This is a genomic window from Klenkia soli (genome assembly GCF_900103975.1).
Taxonomy (GTDB): Bacteria; Actinomycetota; Actinomycetes; order Mycobacteriales; family Geodermatophilaceae; genus Klenkia; species Klenkia soli.
The window spans coordinates 430,940-454,004 of record NZ_FNIR01000001.1; the positions used below are offsets into that span (position 1 = coordinate 430,940).

Annotated in this window: 33 protein-coding genes; 5 read left to right on the forward strand and 28 right to left on the reverse strand. The window is 72.0% G+C overall.

The genetic code is table 11. The features are described 5' to 3' along the window. Window positions 1-26: 26 nt before the first annotated feature. The 6 genes from glmS to BLS67_RS02225 all read right to left on the reverse strand — a co-directional run bounded on the left by glmS (window position 27) and on the right by BLS67_RS02225 (window position 6,053). On the reverse strand, window positions 27-1,889 hold the full coding sequence (glmS, locus tag BLS67_RS02195; RefSeq protein WP_091238728.1) for a glutamine--fructose-6-phosphate transaminase (isomerizing): 1,863 nt from the start codon (window positions 1,887-1,889) through the stop codon (window positions 27-29). Window positions 1,890-1,929: 40 nt separating this feature from the next. Continuing rightward, window positions 1,930-3,282 (reverse strand): phosphoglucosamine mutase, encoded by a 1,353-nt coding sequence (gene glmM / locus BLS67_RS02200; RefSeq protein ID WP_091238731.1) that lies wholly within the window; start codon window positions 3,280-3,282, stop codon window positions 1,930-1,932. 11 nt (window positions 3,283-3,293) lie between these two features. Further along, window positions 3,294-3,725, reverse strand: coding sequence for a 30S ribosomal protein S9 (gene rpsI / locus BLS67_RS02205; protein ID WP_479723809.1), 432 nt, complete (start codon window positions 3,723-3,725; stop codon window positions 3,294-3,296). After that, window positions 3,722-4,165 (reverse strand): 50S ribosomal protein L13, encoded by a 444-nt coding sequence (rplM, locus tag BLS67_RS02210; RefSeq protein ID WP_091238734.1) that lies wholly within the window; start codon window positions 4,163-4,165, stop codon window positions 3,722-3,724. The genes rpsI and rplM overlap by 4 nt, the downstream gene beginning before the upstream one ends. 136 nt (window positions 4,166-4,301) lie before the next feature. Further along, window positions 4,302-5,549, reverse strand: coding sequence for a DUF7373 family lipoprotein (locus BLS67_RS02215; RefSeq protein WP_131801656.1), 1,248 nt, complete (start codon window positions 5,547-5,549; stop codon window positions 4,302-4,304). A gap of 18 nt (window positions 5,550-5,567) precedes the next feature. Next, entirely contained in the window at window positions 5,568-6,053 is a 486-nt protein-coding gene (locus BLS67_RS02225; RefSeq protein WP_091238744.1) for a beta-class carbonic anhydrase, read from the reverse strand. A 116-nt stretch (window positions 6,054-6,169) separates the two neighbouring features. Here BLS67_RS02225 and moeA point away from each other — a divergent pair, with 116 nt between their 5' ends. From moeA to BLS67_RS02240, 3 genes are read left to right on the forward strand one after another with little or no spacing between them, the layout of a single operon-like run. Further along, window positions 6,170-7,402 carry a molybdopterin molybdotransferase MoeA gene (gene moeA, locus BLS67_RS02230; RefSeq protein WP_091238748.1) on the forward strand — a complete coding sequence of 411 codons (1,233 nt, stop codon included), beginning with the start codon at window positions 6,170-6,172 and terminating at the stop codon, window positions 7,400-7,402. Next, on the forward strand, window positions 7,399-7,863 hold the full coding sequence (gene moaC / locus BLS67_RS02235; RefSeq protein ID WP_165617438.1) for a cyclic pyranopterin monophosphate synthase MoaC: 465 nt from the start codon (window positions 7,399-7,401) through the stop codon (window positions 7,861-7,863). The genes moeA and moaC overlap by 4 nt, the downstream gene beginning before the upstream one ends. After that, window positions 7,860-8,348: a MogA/MoaB family molybdenum cofactor biosynthesis protein gene (locus tag BLS67_RS02240; protein ID WP_091238752.1), complete on the forward strand. Its 489-nt coding sequence runs from the start codon at window positions 7,860-7,862 to the stop codon at window positions 8,346-8,348. Before moaC ends, BLS67_RS02240 begins: the two co-directional genes overlap by 4 nt. Here BLS67_RS02240 and fdhD read toward each other — a convergent pair. After that, window positions 8,342-9,175, reverse strand: coding sequence for a formate dehydrogenase accessory sulfurtransferase FdhD (fdhD, locus tag BLS67_RS02245; protein WP_091238756.1), 834 nt, complete (start codon window positions 9,173-9,175; stop codon window positions 8,342-8,344). The two genes, BLS67_RS02240 and fdhD, sit on opposite strands and share 7 nt — an antisense overlap. A gap of 32 nt (window positions 9,176-9,207) precedes the next feature. Between fdhD and mobA the strand changes: the two genes are divergently transcribed. Both mobA and BLS67_RS02255 read left to right on the forward strand, forming a co-directional pair. Beyond that, the gene (gene mobA / locus BLS67_RS02250; RefSeq protein WP_091238761.1) at window positions 9,208-9,795 is read left to right on the forward strand and encodes a molybdenum cofactor guanylyltransferase; all 588 of its coding nucleotides are present in this window, start codon (window positions 9,208-9,210) and stop codon (window positions 9,793-9,795) included. A gap of 34 nt (window positions 9,796-9,829) precedes the next feature. Next, window positions 9,830-10,504 (forward strand): SDR family oxidoreductase, encoded by a 675-nt coding sequence (locus BLS67_RS02255; protein ID WP_091238764.1) that lies wholly within the window; start codon window positions 9,830-9,832, stop codon window positions 10,502-10,504. On the opposite strand, the gene truA is transcribed toward BLS67_RS02255, so the two are convergent. The 21 genes from truA to rplN form a co-directional block, all read right to left on the reverse strand. Continuing rightward, complete coding sequence (gene truA, locus BLS67_RS02260) at window positions 10,479-11,327, reverse strand: tRNA pseudouridine(38-40) synthase TruA (RefSeq protein ID WP_091239390.1); 849 nt, start codon at window positions 11,325-11,327, stop codon at window positions 10,479-10,481. The genes BLS67_RS02255 and truA overlap by 26 nt on opposite strands. A 7-nt stretch (window positions 11,328-11,334) precedes the next feature. Next, window positions 11,335-12,060: a 50S ribosomal protein L17 gene (gene rplQ, locus BLS67_RS25045; RefSeq protein ID WP_091238767.1), complete on the reverse strand. Its 726-nt coding sequence runs from the start codon at window positions 12,058-12,060 to the stop codon at window positions 11,335-11,337. Window positions 12,061-12,199: 139 nt separating this feature from the next. Next, entirely contained in the window at window positions 12,200-13,264 is a 1,065-nt protein-coding gene (locus BLS67_RS02270) for a DNA-directed RNA polymerase subunit alpha (protein WP_091238771.1), read from the reverse strand. A 95-nt stretch (window positions 13,265-13,359) separates the two neighbouring features. Beyond that, on the reverse strand, window positions 13,360-13,986 hold the full coding sequence (gene rpsD, locus BLS67_RS02275) for a 30S ribosomal protein S4 (protein ID WP_091238774.1): 627 nt from the start codon (window positions 13,984-13,986) through the stop codon (window positions 13,360-13,362). Window positions 13,987-14,031: 45 nt separating this feature from the next. After that, on the reverse strand, window positions 14,032-14,436 hold the full coding sequence (gene rpsK, locus BLS67_RS02280; protein WP_055764664.1) for a 30S ribosomal protein S11: 405 nt from the start codon (window positions 14,434-14,436) through the stop codon (window positions 14,032-14,034). Window positions 14,437-14,546: 110 nt separating this feature from the next. Beyond that, the gene (rpsM, locus tag BLS67_RS02285) at window positions 14,547-14,921 is read right to left on the reverse strand and encodes a 30S ribosomal protein S13 (RefSeq protein WP_091061434.1); all 375 of its coding nucleotides are present in this window, start codon (window positions 14,919-14,921) and stop codon (window positions 14,547-14,549) included. A gap of 13 nt (window positions 14,922-14,934) precedes the next feature. Then, window positions 14,935-15,048, reverse strand: coding sequence for a 50S ribosomal protein L36 (gene rpmJ / locus BLS67_RS02290; RefSeq protein ID WP_012950458.1), 114 nt, complete (start codon window positions 15,046-15,048; stop codon window positions 14,935-14,937). Between the two features lie 66 nt (window positions 15,049-15,114). Then, a complete protein-coding gene (gene infA / locus BLS67_RS02295) occupies window positions 15,115-15,336 on the reverse strand; it encodes a translation initiation factor IF-1 (protein WP_012950459.1) in 222 nt (73 codons plus the stop codon). 352 nt (window positions 15,337-15,688) lie between these two features. After that, entirely contained in the window at window positions 15,689-16,546 is an 858-nt protein-coding gene (map, locus tag BLS67_RS02300) for a type I methionyl aminopeptidase (protein ID WP_242653732.1), read from the reverse strand. A gap of 13 nt (window positions 16,547-16,559) precedes the next feature. Next, window positions 16,560-17,177, reverse strand: coding sequence for an adenylate kinase (locus BLS67_RS02305; protein ID WP_091238777.1), 618 nt, complete (start codon window positions 17,175-17,177; stop codon window positions 16,560-16,562). Beyond that, entirely contained in the window at window positions 17,177-18,487 is a 1,311-nt protein-coding gene (secY, locus tag BLS67_RS02310) for a preprotein translocase subunit SecY (RefSeq protein ID WP_091238781.1), read from the reverse strand. The genes BLS67_RS02305 and secY overlap by 1 nt, the downstream gene beginning before the upstream one ends. A gap of 195 nt (window positions 18,488-18,682) precedes the next feature. Further along, window positions 18,683-19,129: a 50S ribosomal protein L15 gene (gene rplO, locus BLS67_RS02315; RefSeq protein WP_091238784.1), complete on the reverse strand. Its 447-nt coding sequence runs from the start codon at window positions 19,127-19,129 to the stop codon at window positions 18,683-18,685. Window positions 19,130-19,151: 22 nt separating this feature from the next. Beyond that, window positions 19,152-19,334 carry a 50S ribosomal protein L30 gene (gene rpmD, locus BLS67_RS02320; protein ID WP_091238788.1) on the reverse strand — a complete coding sequence of 61 codons (183 nt, stop codon included), beginning with the start codon at window positions 19,332-19,334 and terminating at the stop codon, window positions 19,152-19,154. Between the two features lies 1 nt (window position 19,335). Then, window positions 19,336-19,986, reverse strand: a complete 651-nt coding sequence (rpsE, locus tag BLS67_RS02325; RefSeq protein ID WP_091238791.1) for a 30S ribosomal protein S5 — start codon at window positions 19,984-19,986, stop codon at window positions 19,336-19,338. Between the two features lie 46 nt (window positions 19,987-20,032). Continuing rightward, complete coding sequence (gene rplR, locus BLS67_RS02330) at window positions 20,033-20,449, reverse strand: 50S ribosomal protein L18 (RefSeq protein WP_091239397.1); 417 nt, start codon at window positions 20,447-20,449, stop codon at window positions 20,033-20,035. Beyond that, entirely contained in the window at window positions 20,449-20,988 is a 540-nt protein-coding gene (gene rplF / locus BLS67_RS02335; RefSeq protein ID WP_091238795.1) for a 50S ribosomal protein L6, read from the reverse strand. The genes rplR and rplF overlap by 1 nt, the downstream gene beginning before the upstream one ends. A 12-nt stretch (window positions 20,989-21,000) precedes the next feature. Further along, a complete protein-coding gene (rpsH, locus tag BLS67_RS02340; RefSeq protein WP_056289182.1) occupies window positions 21,001-21,411 on the reverse strand; it encodes a 30S ribosomal protein S8 in 411 nt (136 codons plus the stop codon). A gap of 116 nt (window positions 21,412-21,527) precedes the next feature. Continuing rightward, window positions 21,528-21,713 carry a type Z 30S ribosomal protein S14 gene (locus BLS67_RS02345; protein WP_014742845.1) on the reverse strand — a complete coding sequence of 62 codons (186 nt, stop codon included), beginning with the start codon at window positions 21,711-21,713 and terminating at the stop codon, window positions 21,528-21,530. Between the two features lie 19 nt (window positions 21,714-21,732). Next, the gene (gene rplE / locus BLS67_RS02350; RefSeq protein ID WP_091238799.1) at window positions 21,733-22,317 is read right to left on the reverse strand and encodes a 50S ribosomal protein L5; all 585 of its coding nucleotides are present in this window, start codon (window positions 22,315-22,317) and stop codon (window positions 21,733-21,735) included. Window position 22,318: 1 nt separating this feature from the next. Continuing rightward, window positions 22,319-22,654, reverse strand: a complete 336-nt coding sequence (gene rplX / locus BLS67_RS02355) for a 50S ribosomal protein L24 (RefSeq protein WP_479723810.1) — start codon at window positions 22,652-22,654, stop codon at window positions 22,319-22,321. Window positions 22,655-22,656: 2 nt separating this feature from the next. Then, window positions 22,657-23,025 carry a 50S ribosomal protein L14 gene (rplN, locus tag BLS67_RS02360; RefSeq protein ID WP_091061406.1) on the reverse strand — a complete coding sequence of 123 codons (369 nt, stop codon included), beginning with the start codon at window positions 23,023-23,025 and terminating at the stop codon, window positions 22,657-22,659. Between the last annotated feature and the right edge of the window lie 40 nt (window positions 23,026-23,065).

The following is a 23,065-nucleotide window of genomic DNA, read 5'->3' on the forward strand; positions in this document are numbered from 1 at the left end:
GGAGACCCCCGTCACCCGGGCTCCGCCTACTCGACGGTGACGGACTTGGCCAGGTTGCGGGGCATGTCGACGTCCAGACCACGGGTGTCGGCGATCTCGCAGGCCAGGATCTGCAGCGGGACGGTGGTGACCACCGGCGCCAGCAGCGTGGGGGTGCGGGGCACCCGGATGACGTGGTCGGCGTAGGGCAGCACGTCGTCGTCGCCCTCCTCGGCGATGACGATGGTGCGTGCGCCGCGGGCGCGGACCTCCTGGATGTTGGAGACGACCTTGCCGTGCAGCGACTCCCGCCCGTGCGGGGAGGGCACCACGACGATCACCGGGGTACCGGCCCCGACCAGGGCGATCGACCCGTGCTTGAGCTCGCCGGCCGCGAAGCCCTCGGCGTGGATGTAGGCCAGCTCCTTGAGCTTGAGCGCCCCCTCCAGGGCCACGGGGTAGCCCACGTGCCGGCCCAGGAACAGGATGGTGGACTCGGTGGCCAGCGACCGGCCCAGCTCGCGGACCTCGTCCATGCCGGCGAGGACCTCACGCACCTGGTCGGGCAGCTTGCGCAGCTCGGCCACCACGGCCGCGACCTCGTCCTCGTACTTGAGCCCCCGCACCTGGGCCAGGAACAGCCCGACCAGGTAGCAGGCCACCACCTGGGTGAGGAACCCCTTGGTGGAGGCCACGGCGACCTCGGGCCCGGCCCGGGTGTAGAGGACGGCGTCGGACTCGCGCGGGATGGTCGAGCCGTTGGCGTTGCAGATCGCCAGCACCCGGGCCTGCTGCTCCTTGGCGTGCCGCACCGCCATGAGGGTGTCCATCGTCTCGCCGGACTGGGAGATGACGACCACGAGCGTCGAGCGGTCCAGCACCGGGTCGCGGTACCGGAACTCGCTGGCCAGCTCCACCTCGACCGGGATGCGGGTCCAGTGCTCGATGGCGTACTTGGCGATCAACCCGGCGTGGTAGGCGGTGCCGCAGGCGATGACGAAGATCTTGGTGATGCCGCGGAGGTCCTCGTCGGAGATCCGCACCTCGTCCAGCACGATCTCGCCGCGCTCGCCGAGCCGCCCCAGCAGGGTGTCGGCGACGGCCTGCGGCTGCTCGTCGATCTCCTTGAGCATGAACCAGTCGTAGCCGGCCTTGCCCGCGGCCTCGGCCTCCCAGTCGACCCGGTAGGGCACGGGCTCGACGTGGTTGCCGGCGAAGTCGGTGACGGTGACGCCGCGCTCGCGGTGGATCTCGACCACCTGGTCCTGCCCCAGCTCCAGGGCGTCGCGGGTGTGGCCGATGAAGGCGGCGACGTCGGAGCCCAGGAAGTACTCGCCGTCGCCCACGCCGGCCACCAGCGGGGAGTTGCGGCGGGAGGCGACCAGGGTGTCGGGTTCGTCGGCGTGGCTGACCACCAGGGTGAAGGCGCCCTCCAACCGGCGGGACACGACCCGCATCGCCTCGGCCAGCCGGCCGGGCCCCGCGGGCAGCGTCGGGTAGACCGCAGCCATCAGGTGCGCGACCACCTCGGTGTCGGTCTCGGAGCTGAACTCGACCCCGGTGGCCTCGATCTCGGCCCGCAGCGCCGCGAAGTTCTCGATGATGCCGTTGTGCACCACCACGACCCGGCCGTCGGCCGAGGTGTGCGGGTGCGCGTTGCGGTCGGTGGGCCCGCCGTGGGTGGCCCACCGGGTGTGCCCGAGCCCGATCGTGGCGGCCGGCAGCGCGCGCTCGGCCAGCTCCTTCTCCAGGTTGGCGACCTTGCCGGCCTTCTTCGCCGTGCTCAGCTCGCCGTCGGCGAGCACCGCCACCCCGGCGGAGTCGTACCCGCGGTACTCCAACCGCCGCAGGCCCTCCAGGACCACGTCCAACGCGTTCTGAGGACCGACGTACCCCACGATGCCGCACATGGTGACCGACAGTACCGGGCGCCGACACCCGGCCGGTCGCTCAGCCGACGGCTGCGACGACCTCGGCGAGCTGGTGGGCGACCCGGTCGGCCTGCTCCTGCGTAGGGGCCTCGACCATGACGCGGACCAGCTGCTCGGTGCCCGAGGGGCGGAGCAGGACCCGGCCGGACTCGCCGAGCTCCTCCTCGACCGCGTTGACCGCGCGGGCCACGTCGTCGCTCTCGCTGACCGCGATGCGGTCGGCCACCGGCACGTTGACCAGCACCTGGGGGAGCTTGCGGACGGCGCCGGCGAGCTCGGCCAGCGTGGCACCGGTCCCCCGCATGCGCGCCATCAGCATGAGACCGGTGAGCAGGCCGTCGCCGGTCGTGGCGTGGTCGAGGAAGACCAGGTGCCCGCTCTGCTCGCCCCCGAGGGACAGGCCGCGGGAACGCAGGGCCTCGAGCACGTAGCGGTCGCCGACCGCGGTGGTCGCGACCTGGATGCCGGCATCACGCATGGCGTGGTGGAAACCCAGGTTGCTCATCACCGTCGCGACCACCGTGCCTCCGGTCAGGGCGCCGGCCTCGTGCAGCCCCAGGGCGCAGACGGCGAGGATCCCGTCGCCGTCGACGACGTCCCCGTCGGCCGTGACCGCCAGGCAGCGGTCGGCGTCGCCGTCGTGGGCCAGGCCCAGGTCGGCCCCGGTCCGCCGGACCGCGTCGCGGACCGGGTCCAGGTGGGTCGAGCCGACCCCGTCGTTGATGTTCCAGCCGTCGGGTTCGGCCCCGATCACGTGCACGGTCGCCCCGGCCCGCCGGTAGACCTCGGGGGCGAGCCCGCTGGCTGCGCCGTGGGCGCAGTCCACCACCACCGTGATGCCGGCCAGCGGGTCCGGGACGGCGGCCAGCAGGTGGTCGGCGTAGCGGCCACCGGCGTCGGGCAGGTCGTGCACGCGGCCGATGTCGGCGCCGGTGGGCCGGTGCGCGGCGCGGTCGAGCGCGCTCCCGGTGGTGACCGCGCGCTCCACGGCGGCCTCGACCGCGTCGGGCAGCTTGTGCCCGCCGCGGGAGAAGAGCTTGATGCCGTTGTCGGGCATCGGGTTGTGGCTGGCCGACAGCATCACGCCCAGGTCGGCGCCGAGCACGGCCGTCAGGTGGGCCACCGCCGGGGTGGGGAGCACCCCGACCCGCAGGACCTCGGCCCCGGCACTGGTCAGGCCGGCGACCACCGCGGCCTCGAGCATCTCCCCGCTCGCGCGGGGGTCGCGGCCGACGACCGCGACGGGACGCGAGGTCCCGTCGCGGTCGGCGAGCACACCGGCGGCCGCTCGGGCCACCGCCAGGGCGAGCTCCGGCGTGAGGTCGGCGTTGGCCAGACCCCGGACGCCGTCGGTGCCGAAGAGGCGACCCACGACCGACCCGGTCAGCGCTTGGAGTACTGGGGCGCCTTGCGGGCCTTCTTCAGGCCGTACTTCTTGCGCTCGATGACGCGCGGGTCGCGGGTCAGGAAGCCGGCACGCTTGAGGGCCGGACGGTCCTCGGGCTCGACCTCGATGAGCGCCCGGGCGATGGCCAGGCGCAGAGCACCGGCCTGGCCCGAGACACCGCCGCCACCGAGGATGGCGACGACGTCGTACTGCTCGCCCTTCTCCAGGATGGTGAAGGGCTCACGGATGAGCTGCTGGTGGACCTTGTTCGGGAAGTACTCCTCGATGGTCCGGCCGTTGAGCTTGAACTGACCGGTGCCGGGGAGCAGACGCACCCGGACGATGGCCTCCTTGCGGCGACCCACGGTCTGGATCGGGCGACCGTCGGCGTCGGTCACGGTCTGGGGCGCCGTCATCGGGGTGGTCACTGGGACACCTGCTTGATCTCGTAGGTCTGGGGGAGCTGGGCGGCGTGCGGGTGCTCGGGCCCGGCGTAGACCTTGAGCTTGGAGAGCATCTGCCGGCCCAGCGTGTTGTGCGGCAGCATCCCCTTGACGGCGCGCTCGATCACGCGGTCGGGACGGGTCTTGATCTCGTCGCCGACGTTGATCGCCCGCAGCCCACCCGGGTAGCCGGAGTGGCGGTAGGCCGTCTTCGCGTCGCGCTTGGAGCCGGTGAGGGCCACCTTGCCCGCGTTGATGACGACGACGAAGTCGCCGGCGTCCACGTGCGGGGCGAACTGCGGCTTGTGCTTGCCGCGCAGGAGCTGCGCGGTCTGGCTGGCCAGTCGACCGAGCACCACGTCGGTGGCGTCGATGACGTGCCAGGCCCGGGTGATGTCACCGGGCTTGGGGGTGTACGTGCGCACGGGGGCCCACTTCCTCGTCGTCGGGGTAGCTGGTGGATTCGCCTCACCGAGCACGGGAGACCGATGATCGACGCGCGGGCACCAGCCGGCAGCGCGCGCCAGCGGTAGACGATACCAGCCCGGACCGGTGGCCCGGTCAGCCGTCGATGAGGTCCCGCTGCTGCGGGAGCAGCGCGTTCATCTGCCCGTAGTCGTCGGCGGCGGTCAGGCCCAGCACGTCGATGCTGGCCAGGTAGCTCCCGTAGCCCACGTAGCAGCGCTGGTAGTAGCTGTCCGACCCGCTCGGGAACGCGAAGCAGGGTGCCTCGGGGATGGCCGGCAGCACGAACGGGGCGCCGCCGAACGCGGTGGCCTCGAGCTGGGCGAACCCGGTGTAGACCGCGTTGGTCTGGGCCGAGGTCGGGAAGGTGTAGAGCGAGACGGCGTAGTCCAGGGACGCCGACTCGTCGTAGCTGGTGCGGTAGTAGGCACCCGAGAAGCCGTTGGCCGAGAGCAGCTGCCGCTCGACGGTGGGGTCGATGGCCAGCCGCAGGTAGCCCTCGAGGTCGTACGAGCCGGTGAACCGGGTCTGCTCCCCCGGGGTCGTGAGCGCGAACCCGGCCAGGCCGAGGGGATCGGTGGGCAGGTCGGCCACCTGGTCCTGGGGCGTGGGGAGGAACCCGGCCAGCAACGCGATCTGGTCCTGCAGCTGGGCCACCGCCAGGTCCGGCGCGGAGCCGGTCGGCGCGTCCAGGTAGGTGTAGGCGAGCATCCGGTCGCTGGCCACCCACGCCTGGATCGTGTCGCTCGGGGCGCCGGCGGAGTCGGAGCCCCCGGTGGACAGCGCGCCGCTGACCCCCAGCGCGGGCAGGTCGACCGGCTCGTAGTCACCTCCGCCGAAGTCGAGGGAGATCTCGTTGAGCGCGTCGGCCGCCGACGCGGCCGACGCGGGGTCCGACATCTCGGTGAGCAGGACCAGCGTGGCGTTGTTCGCGGCGTCCTGGCTGCAGTTGCCCCACCCGGCCACGAAGCCCCAGCGGTCAAGCTCCTGCCCCGCCCGCCCGTCGCCGAAGTAGATGCCGTCGATGCCGCTGGCCGTGCCGAAGGGACCGCTGGGGAAGCAGCTGTCGGTGCGGTCGGGGGTGACGGTGACCGGCAGCGAGGTGACCCCGGCGATGCGGCGGGCCTCCGCCCCGGTGCCCGGCCCCACCTCCGGGGCAGGGGTCACCTGGCCCGCGGGCGGCGCGCTGCCGGTGGTCGTCGACGGGCTCGAGGAGGTCGGGCTGCCGCTGGTGGCGGCCGGGCTCGCCGTGCCCTCGACGGTGCTCGTGCAGCCGGCCAGCAGCACCGCCGCCGCCAGCAGGGCGACCGCGCCCGGACGACGGGCTCGGCGGACGCTCAGCACGGGACGAGCCTAGCCAGCTCAGACGATCTCGCGCAGCTGCCCGGTGGCCACGTCGTAGACCGTGCCGCGCACCTCGTGCGACAGCAGGTACGGCGTCCCGCGCAGGATCTCCATGGACTCGCGGACGTCGGCGTCCAGGTCGGTGAAGGTCCGGCCCGTCCACGGCGGCCGGTGCCCCGTGGTCTCCTCGACCAGGTCGGCGAGCCCCTGGTCGTCGGTCTTCTGCATCCCGCAGTCGGTGTGGTGCACCAGCACCACCTCGCGGGTGCCCAGCAGGTGCTGGGAGATGGTCAGCGACCGGAGGGTGTCGTCGGTGACGACGCCGCCGGCGTTGCGGATGACGTGCGCGTCGCCCACCTCGAGCCCCAGCAGCGGGAACAGCGGCATGCGGGAGTCCATGCACGCCACCACGGCGACCTTGCGGGCCGGTGCCACCGGGCGCGAACCCGGGAAGCGCTCCGCCCACTGCGTGTTGGCCTCGAGCATGCGGTCGATCTCGGTCACCTGGACCCCCTGTCCGGAGTGCGGGTCGCCCCGGGCGGGCGCGCGACCAGCAACCTAGCGCCGGCCGCGGCGGTCCGCCCGGGACGCCCGCCAGCGGCGTCGGCCAGGATGGGGCGGTGAGCACCCCGAGCAAGCGACGTCGCACGATCGAGGAGCACCGGGCAGTGGTGGCCGACCTGCTGGCCCACGCCTCCCCCGGTACCGAGGAGGTGCCCCTGACGTCGGCCGCCGGGCGGGTGCTGGCCGAGGACGTGCACGCCGCGGTGCCCCTCCCGGTGTTCACCAACTCCGCCATGGACGGGTACGCCGCCCGCTGGGCGGACGTCGGCGCGGCCTCGGACTCCGCGCCGGTGTCCCTGCCGGTGGCCGAGGACCTCCCCGCCGGGCGGACCGACGTCCCCGCGCTGGCCCCGGGCACCGTGCACCGCATCATGACCGGGGCCCCTGTCCCGGAGGGCGCCGACGTCGTCGTCCCGGTGGAGGCGACCGACGGGGGGACCGGCACCGTCGTCATCACCTCCTCCCCCGCCGCCGGCAGCTTCCTGCGGCACGCCGGCGAGGACCTCGCCGCCGGCACGACGGCGCTGCCGGCGGGCACCGTGCTGGGCGCGTCGCAGCTGGGGCTGGTCGCCTCGGTGGGCCGGTCGAGCGTCGTCGTCGCCCGGCGCCCGCGGGTGCTGGTGCTGTCCACCGGCACCGAGCTGGTCGCCCCCGGCGAGCCGCTGGCGCCCGGGCAGATCTACGAGTCGAACTCCCTGCTGCTGGCCACCGCGGTCGACGCCGCGGGAGGTGCGGCGCGGACCCTGCACTTCGTGCCCGACGACGTCGACCAGTTCCTGGCCACCGTGCGGGCGGAGCTCGCGGACGCCGACCTGCTGATCACCAGCGGCGGCGTCAGCATGGGGGCCTACGAGGTGGTGAAGGACGCGTTCGGGGCGCTGGGCACCGTCGAGTTCGTCGGGGTGGCCATGCAGCCCGGTGGCCCCCAGGGCGCCGGGACCGTGGACGGCGTCCCGGTGGTCACCCTGCCGGGCAACCCGGTCAGCTCCTTCGTCTCCTTCGAGGTGTTCGTCCGGCCGGCGCTGCGGGCCGCCCTGGGCATCACCGACCCCGGCCGCCTGCGCACCACCGCCCGGCTGGCCGGCCCGCTCACCTCGCCGGCCGGACGGCGGCAGTTCCTCCGCGGCCGCTACGACGGCGCCGGCGTGGACCTGGTCGGCGGGCCGGGCTCGCACCTGGTGGCCCACCTGGCCCGCGCCAACTCCCTCGTCGTCGTCCCCGAGGACGTCACCGAGCTGCCGGCCGGCAGCGAGGTCGAGGTCGTGCTGATCGAAGGAGCGCTGCAGTGAGCTTCACCCACCTCGACGAGTCCGGTGCCGCCCGCATGGTCGACGTCACCGCCAAGGCCGTCACCGCCCGGGTGGCGACCGCCGCCGGCCGGGTGCTGGTCAGCCCGGAGGTCGTCGCGCTGCTCCGCGGCGAGGGCGTGCCCAAGGGCGACGCGATCGCCGTGGCCCGCATCGCCGGCATCGCCGGGGCCAAGCGGACGCCGGACCTCATCCCGCTGTGCCACCCGGTCGCGCTGCACGGGGTGACCGTCGACCTGGAGGTCACCGACGAGGCCGTCGAGATCACCGTCACCGCCCGCACCGCCGACCGCACCGGCATCGAGATGGAGGCGCTGACGTCGGTGGCCGTGACCGGGCTGACGGTGATCGACATGGTCAAGGCCGTCGACCCGCGCGCGGTGATCACCGACGTCCGGCTGTTGGCGAAGTCCGGCGGCAAGAAGGGTGACTGGACCCGATGACGCTGCCCGACGGCGCCCGCGCCGTGGTCGTCACCGCCTCCAACCGCGCCTCGGCCGGGGTCTACGAGGACCGCTCAGGCCGGGCGCTGGCCGCCGGCCTGCGCGAGCTGGGCTTCGAGGTCGAGGGCCCGCACGTCCGCCCGGACGACGTCGAGGCCCTCGCCGCCGTGCTGCGGGAGGCCGTGGCCTCGGGCGCGGACGTCGTGCTCACCACCGGCGGCACCGGGCTCACCCCCACCGACGTCACCCCCGAGGCCACCCGGCTGGTCCTCGAGCGCGAGGCGCCCGGGATCGCCGAGGCGATCCGGCGGTACGGCCAGCCCGCCGTCCCCACGGCCGTGCTCTCGCGCGGCCTGGCCGGCACCGCGGGCCGCACGCTGGTCGTGAACCTGCCCGGGTCGACCGGCGGGGTGCGCGACGGCCTCGCCGTCCTGGGGCCGCTGCTGCCGCACGTCGTGAGCCAGCTGCGCGGGGGCGATCACTGAGCCGGGAGCACCAACCGGCGGGTGTGGCTGTAGACGTTGCACCCGTCGCCGCGCAGGAACCCGATCAGCGTGATGCCGGTGGAGTCGGCCAGCTCGACGGCCAGCGAACTCGGCGCCGACACCGCGGCCAGCACCGGCACCCCGGCCATCGCGGCCTTCTGGGTCAGCTCGAAGCTGGACCGCCCGCTGACCATCAGCACGTGCCCGGCCAGCGGCAACCGGCCGGCCCGCACGGCATCGCCGACGACCTTGTCCACGGCGTTGTGCCGGCCGACGTCCTCGCGCAGGGCCACCAGGTCGCCCTCGGCGGTGAACAGGCCGGCCGCGTGCAGCCCGCCCGTGCGGTCGAACACGGCCTGGGCCGCCCGCAGCCGGTCCGGCAGCGCGAGCAGGGTCGCCAGCGTCAGCCGCGTCTCGTCCGCGGGGACGTCGAACACCGTCTTCGTGCGGATGGCGTCGATGCTGGCCTTGCCGCAGACCCCGCACGAGCTGGTCGTGTAGAAGTTCCGGTCCAGCGCGGTGTCCGGCGCCTCGACGCCGGGCGCCAGGTCGACGTCCACGACGTTGTAGGTGTTGCGGCCCTCGTCGTCCACGGAGTCGCAGTAGCGCAGGGCCAGGACGTCGTCGGCCGAGCGGATGACGCCCTCGGTGGTCAGGAAGCCGTGCACCAGGTCGAAGTCGTCGCCCGGGGTGCGCATGGTGACCGCCAGCGGCGTGCCGTCGAGCCGGATCTCCAGCGGTTCCTCGCTGGCCACCGTGTCCGGCCGGGTGCTGTGCTGCGGCCCGCGGATGCGCAGCACCGGCGTCCGGCTGGTCACTCGTCCCACGGCTGCGACGGTACGCACCTACCGTCTCCCGTGTGACCGAGCTGCCGGGCTACGCCGCCGTCGTCCTCGCCGGCGGACGGGCGGCCCGGCTGGGTGGGCAGGCCAAGCCGCAGCTGGCGGTGGGCGGCCGGTCGATGCTGTCCACGGTCCTCGCCGCGGTCGCCGACGCCGACGAACGCGTCGTCGTCGGACCGCCGCAGGAGGTCCCGACCGGGGTGGTCGTCCTCCGCGAGCAGCCACCGGGTGGTGGACCGGTGCCCGCGCTGTGCGCCGGGCTGACCGCCGTCACCGCCGAGGTGGTCGCCGTCCTGGCCGCCGACCTGCCCTTCCTCACCCCGGCGCTGGTCGGCGAGCTGCGTACCCGGCTCACCGGCGACGGCGTCCTGGTGGTCGACGGCGCCGGCCGCGACCAGCTGCTGCTGGGGGTCTGGCGGACGGCGGCGCTGCGGGCCGCGGTGGCCGACGTCTCCGGGCCGACGTCGGTGCGCGCCCTCCTCGCCCCGCTCGCCGTGCGGCGGTACCGACCGGCGACCGCACCCGGGGCACCGGCCCCGTGGACCGACTGCGACACCCCGGCCGACCTGGCCCGCGCCCGCGCCGTGAGCCCGCCCTCGTCCTGACTGCCCGGCCGGCTCCCCGGGTAGGGCACCGGCCATGCGCATCGTCATCGCCGGAGCCCACGGCCAGATCGCCCGTCGCCTCACCCGCCTGCTCGCCGCTCGCGGGGACACCGTCGTCGGCATCGTCCGCAACCCCGACCACACCCCCGACCTCACCGCCGACGGCGCCGAGTCGGTCGTCCTGGACCTGGAGTCGGCCACCGTCGACGAGGTCACCGACGTCGCCCGCGGCGCCGACGCCGTCGTCTTCGCCGCCGGCGGTGGCCCGAACTCGGGGGTCGCCCGCAAGGACACCGTCGACCGCGGCGCCGCCGTGCTGCTCGCGGACGCCGCCGAGGCCGCCGGGGTCCGGCCCTACCTGCTGGTGTCCTCCATCGGTGCCGACTCCGTCGCCGACGGCGCCACCCCCGACGGCATGGACGAGACCTTCGTGGCCTACCTGCGGGCCAAGCTTGCGGCGGAGCAGGACGTGCTGGCCCGGTCCGGGCTGGACGCCGTGGTGCTGCGCCCGGTCACCCTGACCGACGACCCGGGTGCCGGCACCGTGCACATCGCCGACCACGTCGACCGCGGCGAGGTCACCCGCGACGACGTCGCCGCCGTGCTGGTCGCCCTGCTGGACCACCCCCGCCCCGGCGAGGTCCTCGAGCTGACCTCCGGTGGCACGCCGATCAGCGAGGCCGTCACGCGTCGCGCCGGGCGCGGGTGACGAGGGTGCGGGCGGCGAGCTGGTCGTCGGGCGGGTAGTCCACCGCCAGCAGCGTCAGCCCGCCGGCCGGAGCCACCGGGACGTCGTCGGCCCGGCTGGTCCGGGCCAGCAGACCGGCCGGCCACCCCGGCGGACGACGGCGCTCCCCCACCGCCAGCAGCGCCCCCACGAGGCTGCGGACCATGGAGTGGCAGAACGCGTCGGCCGACGCCGACACGGTCACCAGGTCGTCGTCCCGCTGCACGTCCAGCTCCTGCAGCACGCGGATCGTCGTCGCACCCTCACGGCGCCGGCAGAAGGCCGCGAAGTCGTGCTGGCCCAGCAGCAGCGCCGCGGCCACCCGCATCGCCGGGACGTCGACCGTGCGCGGCCACCCCACCGTGTCCGCACGGCGCAGCGGCGGGGGTCCCGACGGCGCGTCGGTCAGCCGGTAGGCGTAGTGGCGGGCCAGTGCGGCGAAGCGCGCGTCGAACCCGTCGGCGGCCACCCGGGCGCCGGTCACCGACACGTCGCCGGGCAGGACGCCGCGCAGCCGTCGTAGCAGCTTCGGCTCGTGCTGGTGCCACAGCGCCGTGGGCAGGTCCAGGTGCGCGACCTGGCCGGTGGCGTGCACCCCGGCGTCCGTGCGGCCGGCCACGGTGAGGTCGACGTCGTGCCGCAGGACGGTCGTCAGCGCCAGCTCGAGCTCACCCTGCACCGTGCGCAGGGCCGGCTGCCGCGCCCACCCGTGCAGCGCCGTCCCGTCGTAGGCGATGTCCAGCCGGACGCGGACGAGCCCGCCACCGTGGTCGGTGACGGGCTCGTCGGTGGAGCTGGTGCTCAGCGCGGACTCACTTGGGGTCGGGCTGGGACTCCCCGCCGGGGGCGTCGTCGCCGGCGGTGGCGGCGTCGCTGTTCTCGGCGGCGTTGACCTCGGCGGCCGCGGCGTCGGCCACCTCCGGGGAGACGCCGTCGGCCTCGACGACCACGCCGTTCTCGGCGGTGGGCTGCTCGTCGGTGACGTTCTCGTCCTGGACGTCGTCGTCGGGGGTGAACACGTCGGTGACGGTGCCCTCGGCGTCGGCCTGGTCGCCGGCCTCGTCCGCGATCTCCGTGGCGGAGGCGGTGACCTCACCGGCGGCCGCGGCGGAACCGGCCCCGGAGGCGAACGTCGTGCCGCGGGCGCGCTCGGCCTCGCCGACGGCCTGCTGGCCGACGGTCAGCGCCTCGACGAGCTCGATGACCGCCATGGGGGCGTTGTCGCCCTTGCGCGGGCCGACCTTGGTGATGCGGGTGTAGCCGCCGGGGCGGTTCTCGAAGCGGGGCCCGATCTCGGCGAAGAGGTGGTGGACCACGTTCTTGTCGCGGATGGTCGTCATCACCTGGCGGCGGGCGTGCAGGTCGCCGCGCTTGGCCATCGTGACGAGCTTCTCGGCGAGCGGGCGCAGCCGCTTGGCCTTGGTCTCCGTGGTGGTGATCCGGCCGTGCTCGAACAGCGAGGTGGCGAGGTTCGCCAGCATGAGCCGCTCGTGCGACGGGGATCCGCCGAGGCGGGGGCCCTTGGTGGGGGTGGGCATGTCGGTCCCTTCTCAGGCCGCCGGAGAACTGTGCCGGCCGCGCGTTCATCTGATGGGTGGTACTCCGGTCCCGGTGTGCCGGTCCCGGCGGGATCCCGCCGCCGCCACCCGGTGGGGTGTCGGCGGCGGGGTCCGTCGATCAGAGCTGCTCGGTCTCCCGGAAGTCGCCCTCGGTGTACTCCTGGCCGTCGGCGTACTGCGCCTCGCCCGGGTAGCTGTCGTCGTAGGTCTCGTCGTAGCTCTCCACCGAGGTGGGGACGAACCCGGGCGGGCTGTCCTTGAGCGCGAGGCCCATGGCGGCCAGCTTCAGCTTGACCTCGTCGATGGACTTCGCACCGAAGTTGCGGATGTCCAGCAGGTCGGCCTCGGAGCGGGTGACGAGCTCACCGACGGTGTGCACGCCCTCGCGCTTGAGGCAGTTGTAGGACCGGACGGTGAGGTCCATGTCCTCGATCGGCATCGAGAAGTTCGCGATGTCGGCGGCCTCGGCCGGGCTGGGCCCGACCTCGATGCCCTCGGCGTCGACGTTCAGCTCGCGCAGCAGGCCGAACAGCTCGACCAGGGTCGAACCAGCCGACGCGATGGCGTCGCGGGGCTCGATGGAGGGCTTGGTCTCGACGTCGACCACGAGGCGGTCGAAGTCGGTGCGCTGCTCGACGCGGGTGGCCTCGACGGCGTAGGTCACCTTGAGCACCGGCGAGTAGATCGAGTCGACGGGGATCCGCCCGATCTCCTGGCCCGGCTGCTTGTTCTGGGTGGCCGGCACGTAGCCGCGGCCGCGCTCGACGACCAGCTCGATCTCCAGCCGGCCCTTCGCGTTCAGCGTGGCGATGTGCAGGTCGGGGTTGTGCACCTCGACGCCGGCCGGGGGTGCGATGTCGGCGGCGGTGACCTCACCGGGGCCCTGCTTGCGCAGGTACATGGTGACCGGCTCGTCGGAGTCGGAGCTCACGACCAGGCCCTTGAGGTTCAGGATCAGCTCGGTGACGTCCTCCTTGACCCCGGGCACGGTGGTGAACTCGTGCAGCGTGCCCTCGATGCGGATGCTCGTGACGGCAGCACCGGGGATCGAGGACAGCAGCGTGCGGCGCAGGGAGTTGCCGAGGGTGTAGCCGAAGCCCGGCTCCAGCGGCTCGATGACGAACCGTGAGCGGGAGGCGTCGATGGTCTCCTCGGTCAGGGTGGGGCGCTGTGCGATGAGCATGGTTCTCCTTCTGGCCTCCGGCGACCGCTATATGACGCCGGTGGGTGGACGTGCCGGCGGGACGGGCATCTGTCCGCCCGTCCCGCCGTCCTGCGTTACTTCGAGTACAGCTCGACGATCAGCTGTTCCTGGACCGGGGTGTCGATGACCTGCCGGGCCGGGATCGAGTGCACGAGCACCTTCAGCTGGCTCGAGATGACCTCGAGCCACGCCGGGACCGGACGCGAGCCGGCCTCGGCCTGGGCGACCTGGAAGGGCACCATCTCGGCGGACTTGGCGGCCACCTCGACGATGTCGTTGGCGACCACGCGGTACGAGGGGATGTCGACCTTGCGGCCGTTCACCTTGATGTGGCCGTGGCGGACCAGCTGGCGGGCCATGTCGCGCGACTTGGCGAAGCCGGCGCGGTAGACCACGTTGTCCAGGCGGGACTCGAGGATCTGCAGCAGGACCTCACCGGTCTTGCCGGACTTCTTGTTGGCTTCCTGGTAGTAGCCGCGGAACTGCTTCTCCAGCACGCCGTAGATGCGACGGGCCTTCTGCTTCTCGCGCAGCTGCAGGAGGTACTCGCTGTCCTTGGTGCGACCACGACCGTGCTCACCCGGGGGGTAGGGGCGGATCTCGATCGGGCACTTGGCGGACTCGCACTTGCTGCCCTTGAGGAACAGCTTCATCTTCTCGCGCCGGCACAGGCGGCAGTCGGCTCCGGTGTAACGGGCCACGGTGGGTCTCCCTGGGTTTTCTGAAGAGTCAGGCGAAGGCGCGGGTCAGACCCGGCGGCGCTTCTTCGGGCGGCAGCCGTTGTGCGGCTGGGGGGTGACGTCGGAGATCTGCCCGACCTCGAGGCCCGTGGCCTGGAGGGAGCGGATGGCGGTCTCGCGGCCGGAGCCGGGACCCTTCACGAAGACGTCGACCTTCCGCATGCCGTGCTCCTGCGCCTTGCGCGCGGCGTTCTCGGCAGCCATCTGCGCCGCGAACGGCGTCGACTTGCGCGAGCCCTTGAACCCGACGTGGCCGGCCGAGGCCCAGCTGATGACGTTCCCCGTGGGGTCCGTGATCGACACGATCGTGTTGTTGAAGGTGCTCTTGATGTGCGCCGCGCCGTGGGCGACGTTCTTCTTCTCCTTGCGGCGCACCTTCTTGGCGCCTGCCGCGCGTGCCCTGGGAGGCATGACTCTCTTCTCTGTTCGTGGCCTGGGTGGAGCGGAGGTGGGTCGCCCGGCCGCCCCCTCTGCGGGGGCACGACGGTCGGGCTGGTGAGCCGGTGAGGGCTACCGCTGGATCAGCGGGCCTTCTTCTTGCCGGCGATCGTCTTGCGCGGGCCCTTGCTGGAGCGCGCGTTGGTCTTGGTGCGCTGTCCGCGGACGGGCAGGCCGCGGCGGTGCCGCAGACCCTGGTAGCAGCCGATCTCCACCTTGCGGCGGATGTCGGCGGCGACCTCGCGACGGAGGTCACCCTCGACGCGGAAGTGCTCGTCGATGTAGTCGCGCAGCTTCAGCAGGTCCTCGTCGGAGAGGTCCTTGGCGCGCAGGTCCGGGCTGACACCGGTGGCGGCCAGGGTGGCCTTCGCCGAGGTCGGGCCGATCCCGTAGATGTAGGTGAGCGCGATCTCCATCCGCTTCTCGCGGGGCAGATCGACGCCGGCCAGTCGTGCCATGTTCTGTACTCCCTCAGCCCTGGCGCTGCTTGTGCCGGGCGTTGTCGCAGATGACCATGACCCGGCCGTGCCGGCGGATCACCTTGCACTTGTCGCAGATCTTCTTGACCGACGGCTGGACCTTCACCGGGCCGCCCTCATTTCTGGTAGTTCGTGGGTCGCGGGACCGTCCGAGCGGGACGGACCGCGGAGGTCACTTGTAGCGGTAGACGATGCGACCGCGCGTGAGGTCGTAGGGCGAGAGCTCCACGACGACGCGGTCCTCGGGCAGGATGCGGATGTAGTGCTGCCGCATCTTGCCGCTGATGTGCGCGAGCACGCGGTGCCCGTTCTGGAGTTCCACCCGGAACATCGCATTGGGGAGCGGCTCGACGACTCGACCCTCGACCTCGATGGCCCCGTCCTTCTTCGCCATTCCCTGCACGACCTCCCGGTCTGGTGTCTCCGGCACGCATGCCGACTCGCGTTCCACCCACGCCGGATGCGGCGCGGTGGGCTGGTGCTGGGTGTCTGGTGCGGGCGATCTCGCAGAGGGCGCCCGCCGGTGTGCGGCCACAGCACGACGACGGACGGCGCGAACGCCATCGCAGACTGTACCCCGGCCACCCCACCAGCTCCAACCCAGGGTGGATCACATCGCGATCCTCCGGATCGCACCGCGGCCAGGAGCCGTCCCCAGCCGCGACGAGCGCATCCGTCCTTCGGTCGGGAACCCTCCGGGCCCCCTCCTCAGGACCGGGCGGGTGCCGTTCCTGGCTTCACGGCAGTCAGGACCTCGCGGTCACGCCGAACTGGGCCAGGCCGGCGACGCCGCCGTCCTCGGCGGTGAGGACCCAGGGGCCCTCGGGGGTGATGGCGACGGTGTGCTCGAAGTGCGCGGCCCGGGAGCCGTCCTTCGTCACGACGGTCCAGCCGTCCTCGAGCTCGACGGTGGTGGGGTCCCCCACGGTCACCATCGGTTCGATGGCCAGGGCGAGACCGGGGACGAGCTTGGGCCCGCGGCCGGCACGGCCGTAGTTCAGCACGTGCGGGTCCTGGTGCATCTCGGTGCCGATACCGTGGCCGCCGTAGTGGTCGACGATCCCGTACGGGTGCGGCTCGGCCAGGATCGACTCCTCGACCGCCGCGCTGATGTCGGTCAGCCGGCCGCCGACCAGTGCGCGGGCCAGCCCGGCCCACATCGACCGCTCGGTCGCCGCCATGAGGGCGGCGTCCTCGGCCGAGGCCTCCCCCACCGTCATGGTCAGGGCGCTGTCACCGTGCCAGCCCTGCAGGATCGCCCCGCAGTCCACGGAGATGTTGTCCCCCTGCGCCAGCGTCCGACCGGCCACCGGGATGCCGTGCACGATCTCGTCGTTGATCGAGGCGCAGATGCTGCCGGTGAACCCGTGGTACCCCAGGAACGACGGGATCGCCCCGGCCGTCCGGATGTGGTCCTCGGCGACCGCGTCGAGCTCGCCCGTGGTGACCCCGGGCCGGACCTCCGCGCGCACGGCGGCCAGGGCGCCGGCCACGACCAGACCGGCCGCCCGCATGAGCTCGACCTCGTGCATCGTCTTGATCTGGATCATGCGTCCACTCCACTTCGCCAGCAGCGGCAGCCGCGACAGCAGGTTCGCGGTCACCGCGGACCCGCGCTCATCCGAGCGCGGGCTGCCCCGCCGTCCCGTCGTCGTCGCCGGCGCCGAGGGCCCGGAGCGCGCGCTCGGTCACCTCGTCGATCTCCCCGATCGCGTCGATGGTCGCCAGCAGGCCCTCGTCGGCGTACCACCCCGACAGCGGCGCGGTCTGCCTGCGGTAGACCTCGAGCCGGTGCCGCACCGTCTCGGGCTTGTCGTCGTCGCGCTGCACCGGCTTGCCGTCCACGATGACCACGCGGCCGGACAGCCGGCGGACCAGCTCGTCCTCGTCGACCACGAGCTCGAGGACGCAGTCCAGCCGGTGACCGAGCTCGGTCAGGGAGTCACCCAGCTGCTCGGCCTGCGCGATCGTGCGCGGGAAGCCGTCGAGCAGGAACCCGGCCTTCGCGTCGGGCTCGGCGAGCCGGTCGCTGACCATCGCCACGGTGATCTCGTCGGGGACCAGGTCACCGGCGTCCATGTAGACCTTGGCCTGCTGGCCCAGCTCGGTCTTGCCGGTCACGTTGGCCCGGAAGATGTCGCCGGTGGAGATGGCCGGGATGGCCAACCGGTCGGCGATGATCTGCGCCTGGGTGCCCTTGCCCGCGCCGGGCGGCCCCAGGAGGACGACGCGCACTACTTCAGGAACCCTTCGTAGTTGCGCTGGTTCAGCTGCGTCTCGATCTGCTTCACCGTCTCCAAGCCCACTCCCACCATGATCAGCACCGCGGTCCCGCCGAACGGGAAGTTCTGGTTCTGCCCCTCCTGCGTGATCGAGAGGAACAGGTTGGGCAGCACCGCGACCAGACCCAGGTAGATCGAGCCCGGCAGCGTGATGCGCGACAGCACGTACTGCAGGTACTCCGCGGTCGGCCGGCCCGGCCGGATGCCGGGGATGAAGCCGCCGTAGCGCTTCATGTCGTCGGCGCGCTCCTCGGGGTTGAAGGTGATCGACACGTAGAAGTACGTGAAGAACACGATCAGGCCGAAGTAGATGGCGATGTGCACCGGGCTGGACTGGTTGATGACGTACTTCTCGAAGAACTGCCGGACCGAGCCCGCCGAGTCACCCTGCAGCTGGCTGATCAGCTGGGGCAGGTAGAGAAGCGACGAGGCGAAGATGACCGGGATGACGCCGGCCTGGTTGACCTTCAGCGGCAGGTAGGTCGAGGTGCCGCCGTACATGCGCCGGCCGACCATGCGCTTGGCGTACTGCACCGGGATGCGCCGCTGGGCCTGCTCGACGTAGACGACCGAGGCGATGACCACCAGCGCCAGCACGCAGACCAGGGCGAAGACCAGGCCGCCGCGGGACTGCAGGATCGAGCCGCCCTCGGCGGGGATGCGCGCCGCGATCGAGGTGAAGATCAGCACGGACATGCCGTTGCCGATCCCCTTCTCCGTCAGCAGCTCGCCCAGCCACATGATCATCGCGGTGCCCGCCGTGAGGGCGATGACCAGCACGACGGTGGTCCAGATCGAGTCGGAGGGGATCAGGTCGTCCCCGCAGTTCGGGAACAGCTGGCCGCTGCGGGCCAGCGCGATGATCCCGGTGCTCTGCAGGACGGCCAGGGCGATCGTCAGGTACCGGGTGTACTGGGTCAGCTTCGCCTGACCCGACTGCCCTTCCTTCTTCAGCTGCTCGAACCGCGGGATGACCACGACCAGCAGCTGCACGATGATGCTCGCCGTGATGTACGGCATGATCCCCAGCGCGAAGATCGACAGCCGGAGCAGCGCGCCGCCGGAGAACAGGTTCACCAGCGAGTAGACATCGCGCTGGTCGGAGGCCTGGGCCTGGTCCAGGCAGCTGTTGATGGCCTCGATCGACACACCAGGACCGGGGACGCTGGCGCCCAACCGGTACACGGCGATGATCGCCAGGGAGAACAACAGCTTGCGCCGGAGGTCTGGCGTCCGGAACGCCGCGGCGAACGCCTGCAGCACGTGCCCTCCCCGAGTCGGTCGTGCGAGGTTAACAACGCGAGGACCCGGCGGGTCGTCGGGCCTCCCCGAGATGTCACCGACGCAACGTGGCCGGCAACCTGCGGGGGCCGTCCGACGACGGAGACGCCGGACAGCAGAAGACCCCCTTGCCTGCCCTCACCGGCGGACCGACGAGGACGAGCAAGGGGGATCTTCTCAGATCTGGGTGGTGCTGCCCCCGGCCGCGGCGATCTTCTCGGCCGCGGAGGACGAGAAGGCGTGCGCGTGGACGTGGACCTGGACGCCGCCGAGCTCGCCGGTCCCGAGGACCTTGACGGGCTGGCCGCGACGCACGGCGCCGACCTCGGCGAGGGAGTCCGGGTTGATGGACCCGCCGTCGGGGAACAGCGAGGCGATCTTGTCCAGGTTCACGACCTGGAAGACCACCTTGTTGCGCGGGGTGAAGCCGGAGAGCTTGGGCAGACGCATGAACAGCGGCGTCTGACCACCCTCGAAGCGGGCGGAGACCTGGACGCGAGCGCCCGAGCCCTTGGTGCCTCGACCGGCGGTCTTGCCGCCCTTGCCGCCCTCACCGCGACCCACGCGGGTCTTCTTGGTGTGGGCGCCGGGTGCCGGCCGCAGGTGGTGGACCTTGAGAGTCATGTCAATGTTCCTTCTCGACCGCTCAGGCGATCTCTTCGACGGTGACCAGGTGCGGCACCGTGGCGACCATCCCGCGGATCTCGGGACGGTCCTCCTGGACGACCGTGTGGTTGATCCGCTTCAGGCCCAGCGAACGCAGCGTCTGGCGCTGGTTCGGCTTGGCCCCGATGCCGGACTTCACCTGGGTGACCTTGAGCTGGCTCATGTCAGACCCCCTGGCCGGCACGGGCCCGCAGCATGGCGGCGGGCGCGACGTCCTCGAGGGGCAGACCGCGGCGGGCCGCGATCTCCTCGGGGCGGACGAGGTCCTTGAGCGCCTGCATCGTGGCGTGCACGATGTTGATCGGGTTCGAGGAACCCAGGCTCTTGGACAGCACGTCGTGGATGCCGGCGCACTCGAGCACGGCGCGCACCGGACCACCGGCGATGACGCCGGTACCCGGGCTGGCCGGCTTGAGCAGCACGACACCGGCCGCCGCCTCACCCTGCACGGGGTGCGGGATGGTGCTGGCGATGCGCGGCACGCGGTAGAAGTGCTTCTTGGCCTCCTCGACGCCCTTGGCGATCGCCGCGGGCACCTCCTTGGCCTTGCCGTAGCCGACACCCACGGTGCCGTCGCCGTCGCCCACGATCACCAGGGCGGTGAAGCTGAAGCGACGACCACCCTTGACGACCTTGGACACACGGTTGATGGCCACGACCCGCTCGAGGAACTGGCTCTTCTCGGCCGGGCCGCCGGGGCCGCGGCCACCGCCGTCACGACGGTCGCGGCGGTCGTTGCCGCCCTGACCGCCCTGTCCGCCGCCGGTGCCACCGGCACCGCCGGCGCCACCGCCGCGTCGCTGTGGTCCTGGCATCAGACGTTCCCCTCGATCATCACGTTGTCGAGCAGCTGGGTGCTCATCAGAAGTTCAACCCGCCCTCGCGGGCGCCGTCGGCGAGAGCCGCCAGACGCCCCTGGTAGCGGTTGCCGCCGCGGTCGAACACCACGGCCGAGATGCCGGCGGCCTTCGCCCGGTCGGCGACCAGGGCGCCGACCTGACGGGCCAGCGCCGACTTGTCGCCGGCGGTGCCGCGCAGGGCGGCGTCCATCGTCGACGCGCTGACCAGGGTGATGCCCTGGGTGTCGTCGACGACCTGCACGTGGACGTGGCGCGAGCTGCGCTTGACGACCATGCGGGGACGCTCGGCGGTACCGGCCACGCGCTTGCGGAGCCGGTTGTGGCGCCGCGCACGCGACACGCGTCGCGCGGTGCTGGCATCGGTGCCCACGGGCTTGTGCACCCGGGCCACCTTGTCGTTGGTCTTGGTCTCTGCCATCACTTGCCCGTCTTCCCGACCTTGCGCTTGATGACCTCGCCCTGGTAACGCACACCCTTGCCCTTGTACGGGTCGGGCTTGCGCAACTTGCGGATCTTGGCGGCGACCTCGCCGACCTGCTGCTTGTCGATGCCGGCGACCTTGAACCGGGTCGGGGCCTCGACGGTGAAGGTGATCCCCTCGGGGGCCTTGATCAGCACCGGGTGGCTGAACCCGAGCGCGAACTCGAGGTCGGCGCCCCGGGCCTGCACGCGGTAGCCGACGCCGACGATCTCGAGGGTCTTCACGTAGCCCTCGGTCACGCCGGTGATCATGTTCGCGATCAGGGTGCGTGACAGACCGTGCAGGGCACGGCTCTCGCGCTCGTCGTCGGGGCGCTGCACCAGCAGCGCGCCGGAGTCGTCCTTCTCCACGAAGATGGGAGAGGCGACGGTGTGGGCGAGGGACCCCTTGGGGCCCTTCACGTTGACGGTGCGGCCGTCGATGGCGACGTCGACACCACCGGGCACGGTGACCGGGAGTCGTCCGATTCGTGACATCTCGAGGTCCCCTTACCAGACGTAGGCGAGGACTTCCCCACCCACGCCCTTCTTGTTCGCCTGCTTGTCGGTCAGCAGACCGGTCGAGGTGGAGATGATCGCCACCCCGAGACCGCCCAGGACCTTCGGCAGCGCCGTGGACTTGGCGTAGACCCGCAGGCCGGGCTTGGACACGCGCCGGACACCGGCGATGCTGCGCTCACGGTTGGGGCCGTACTTGAGGTCGACGACCAGCTCCTTGCGGGTCTGGCCGTCCTTCTCGACGTCGTTGACCTTCCAGCCGGCGATGTAGCCCTCCTGCTGGAGGATCTCCGCGACCTTGGTCTTGAGCTTCGACGAGGGCATGGCCGCTGCGTCGTGGTACGCCGAGTTCGCGTTGCGGATGCGCGTGAGCATGTCCGCGATCGGGTCGGTCATCGTCATGTGTCGGTCGTGCCTCTCTCACCGCGGTTCCCTCCGCACGGTGCGGGGGCCTGTCGGCGATCAGTGGTGCTGCGGAAGGTGGGCCGACCTCGGTGCCGGGTGGGCACCGAGGTGCATCACCAGGAGGACTTGGTCACGCCGGGGAGCTCGCCCGCGTGGGCCATCTCCCGGACGCAGATGCGGCACAGCCCGAACTTGCGGAAGACCGCGTGCGGACGGCCGCAGCGCTGGCAGCGCGTGTAGCCGCGGACCTTGAACTTGGGGGTGCGGGCCGCCTTGTTGACGAGCGCCTTCTTGGCCATGGTGTCTCCTGTTCCCGGCTCAGCGAGTCGTCTGGACGACGGTCTGGCCGGCGAAGGGGAAGCCGAGCAGGCTGAGCAGCTCGCGACCCTCCTCGTCGTTGGTGGCGGTGGTGACCAGCGTGATGTCCATGCCACGCGGGCGGTCGATCTTGTCGACGTCGATCTCGCGGAACATGGACTGCTCGTTGAGGCCGAACGTGTAGTTGCCGTGCCCGTCGAACTGCTTGGAGTTCAGACCGCGGAAGTCACGGATGCGGGGCAGGGCCAGGCTGAGCAGCCGGTCCAGGAACTCCCACATGCGATCACCGCGCAGGGTGACCTTCGCGCCGATCGGCATGCCCTCGCGCAGCTTGAACTGGGCGATGGACTTGCGGGCCCGGACGACGGCCGGCTTCTGGCCGGTGATGGCGGTGAGGTCGCGGACCGCGCCGTCCATCAGCTTCGCGTCGCGGGTGGCCTCGCCGACGCCCATGTTCACGACGATCTTGGTGAGGCCGGGGATCTGCATGACGTTGGCGTAGCCGAACTCGCTCATCAGCGCCGGCGCGATGTCCGAGCGGTAGTGGGCGAGCAACCGGGGCAGCTCTCGGGTGGGTGCACTCATGTCACAGGTCCTTGCCGGTTCGCTTCGAGACCCGGATGTTGCGTCCGTCCTCGTCCTTGCGGTAGCCGATGCGGGTCGGGTTGCCCTCGGAGTCGACGACCATCACGTTGCTCACGTGGATGGCGGCCTCCTGGGTCACGATCCCGCCCGACTGGGAGCCGCGCTGGCTGGTGCTCACGCGGGTGTGCTTCTTGACCCGGCCGATGCCCTCGACGAGCACCTTCCCGGTCTTGGGGAAGGCCGCGATGACCCGGCCCTTGGCGCCCTTGTCCTTGCCGGCGATGACCTGGACCTGGTCGCCTTTCTTGACCTTCAGCGAAGGCGTCTTCTCAGCCATGATCACAGCACCTCCGGGGCGAGCGAGATGATCCGCATGAAGCGCTTGTCGCGCAGCTCGCGGCCGACGGGCCCGAAGATGCGGGTGCCGCGCGGGTCACCGCTGTCGCGGATGATGACCGCGGCGTTCTCGTCGAAGCGGATGTAGGAGCCGTCGGGACGCCGACGCTCCTTCACCGTGCGGACGATGACCGCCTTGACGACGTCGCCCTTCTTGACCCCCGCGCCGGGGATGGCGTCCTTCACGGTGCCGACGATCACGTCGCCGATGCCCGCGTAGCGACGACCCGAGCCGCCGAGAACGCGGATGCACAAGATCTCCTTGGCACCCGTGTTGTCGGCGACGCGCAGTCGCGACTCCTGCTGGATCACTGCGTTGCTCCTGTGGTGTCTGGGGTGACCGCCGGGCCTG

Coding starts and splice junctions, on each gene's coding strand:
- rplO (WP_091238784.1), bottom strand. CDS start 19,129: ATGACTCTCAAGGTCCACCACCTGCGGCCGGCACCCGGCGCCCACACC.
- BLS67_RS02255 (WP_091238764.1), top strand. CDS start 9,830: ATGCGCATCGTCATCGCCGGAGCCCACGGCCAGATCGCCCGTCGCCTC.
- BLS67_RS02240 (WP_091238752.1), top strand. CDS start 7,860: ATGACGCTGCCCGACGGCGCCCGCGCCGTGGTCGTCACCGCCTCCAAC.
- rplQ (WP_091238767.1), bottom strand. CDS start 12,060: ATGCCCACCCCCACCAAGGGCCCCCGCCTCGGCGGATCCCCGTCGCAC.
- BLS67_RS02270 (WP_091238771.1), bottom strand. CDS start 13,264: ATGCTCATCGCACAGCGCCCCACCCTGACCGAGGAGACCATCGACGCC.
- rpsE (WP_091238791.1), bottom strand. CDS start 19,986: ATGCCAGGACCACAGCGACGCGGCGGTGGCGCCGGCGGTGCCGGTGGC.
- rpmD (WP_091238788.1), bottom strand. CDS start 19,334: ATGAGCCAGCTCAAGGTCACCCAGGTGAAGTCCGGCATCGGGGCCAAG.
- glmS (WP_091238728.1), bottom strand. CDS start 1,889: ATGTGCGGCATCGTGGGGTACGTCGGTCCTCAGAACGCGTTGGACGTG.
- rpsH (WP_056289182.1), bottom strand. CDS start 21,411: ATGACGATGACCGACCCGATCGCGGACATGCTCACGCGCATCCGCAAC.
- rplF (WP_091238795.1), bottom strand. CDS start 20,988: ATGTCACGAATCGGACGACTCCCGGTCACCGTGCCCGGTGGTGTCGAC.
- rplR (WP_091239397.1), bottom strand. CDS start 20,449: ATGGCAGAGACCAAGACCAACGACAAGGTGGCCCGGGTGCACAAGCCC.
- BLS67_RS02345 (WP_014742845.1), bottom strand. CDS start 21,713: ATGGCCAAGAAGGCGCTCGTCAACAAGGCGGCCCGCACCCCCAAGTTC.
- rplE (WP_091238799.1), bottom strand. CDS start 22,317: ATGAGTGCACCCACCCGAGAGCTGCCCCGGTTGCTCGCCCACTACCGC.
- rplX (WP_479723810.1), bottom strand. CDS start 22,654: ATGGCTGAGAAGACGCCTTCGCTGAAGGTCAAGAAAGGCGACCAGGTC.
- infA (WP_012950459.1), bottom strand. CDS start 15,336: ATGGCGAAGAAGGACGGGGCCATCGAGGTCGAGGGTCGAGTCGTCGAG.
- rpsK (WP_055764664.1), bottom strand. CDS start 14,436: ATGCCTCCCAGGGCACGCGCGGCAGGCGCCAAGAAGGTGCGCCGCAAG.
- rpsM (WP_091061434.1), bottom strand. CDS start 14,921: ATGGCACGACTGGCCGGCGTCGATCTGCCCCGCGAGAAGCGGATGGAG.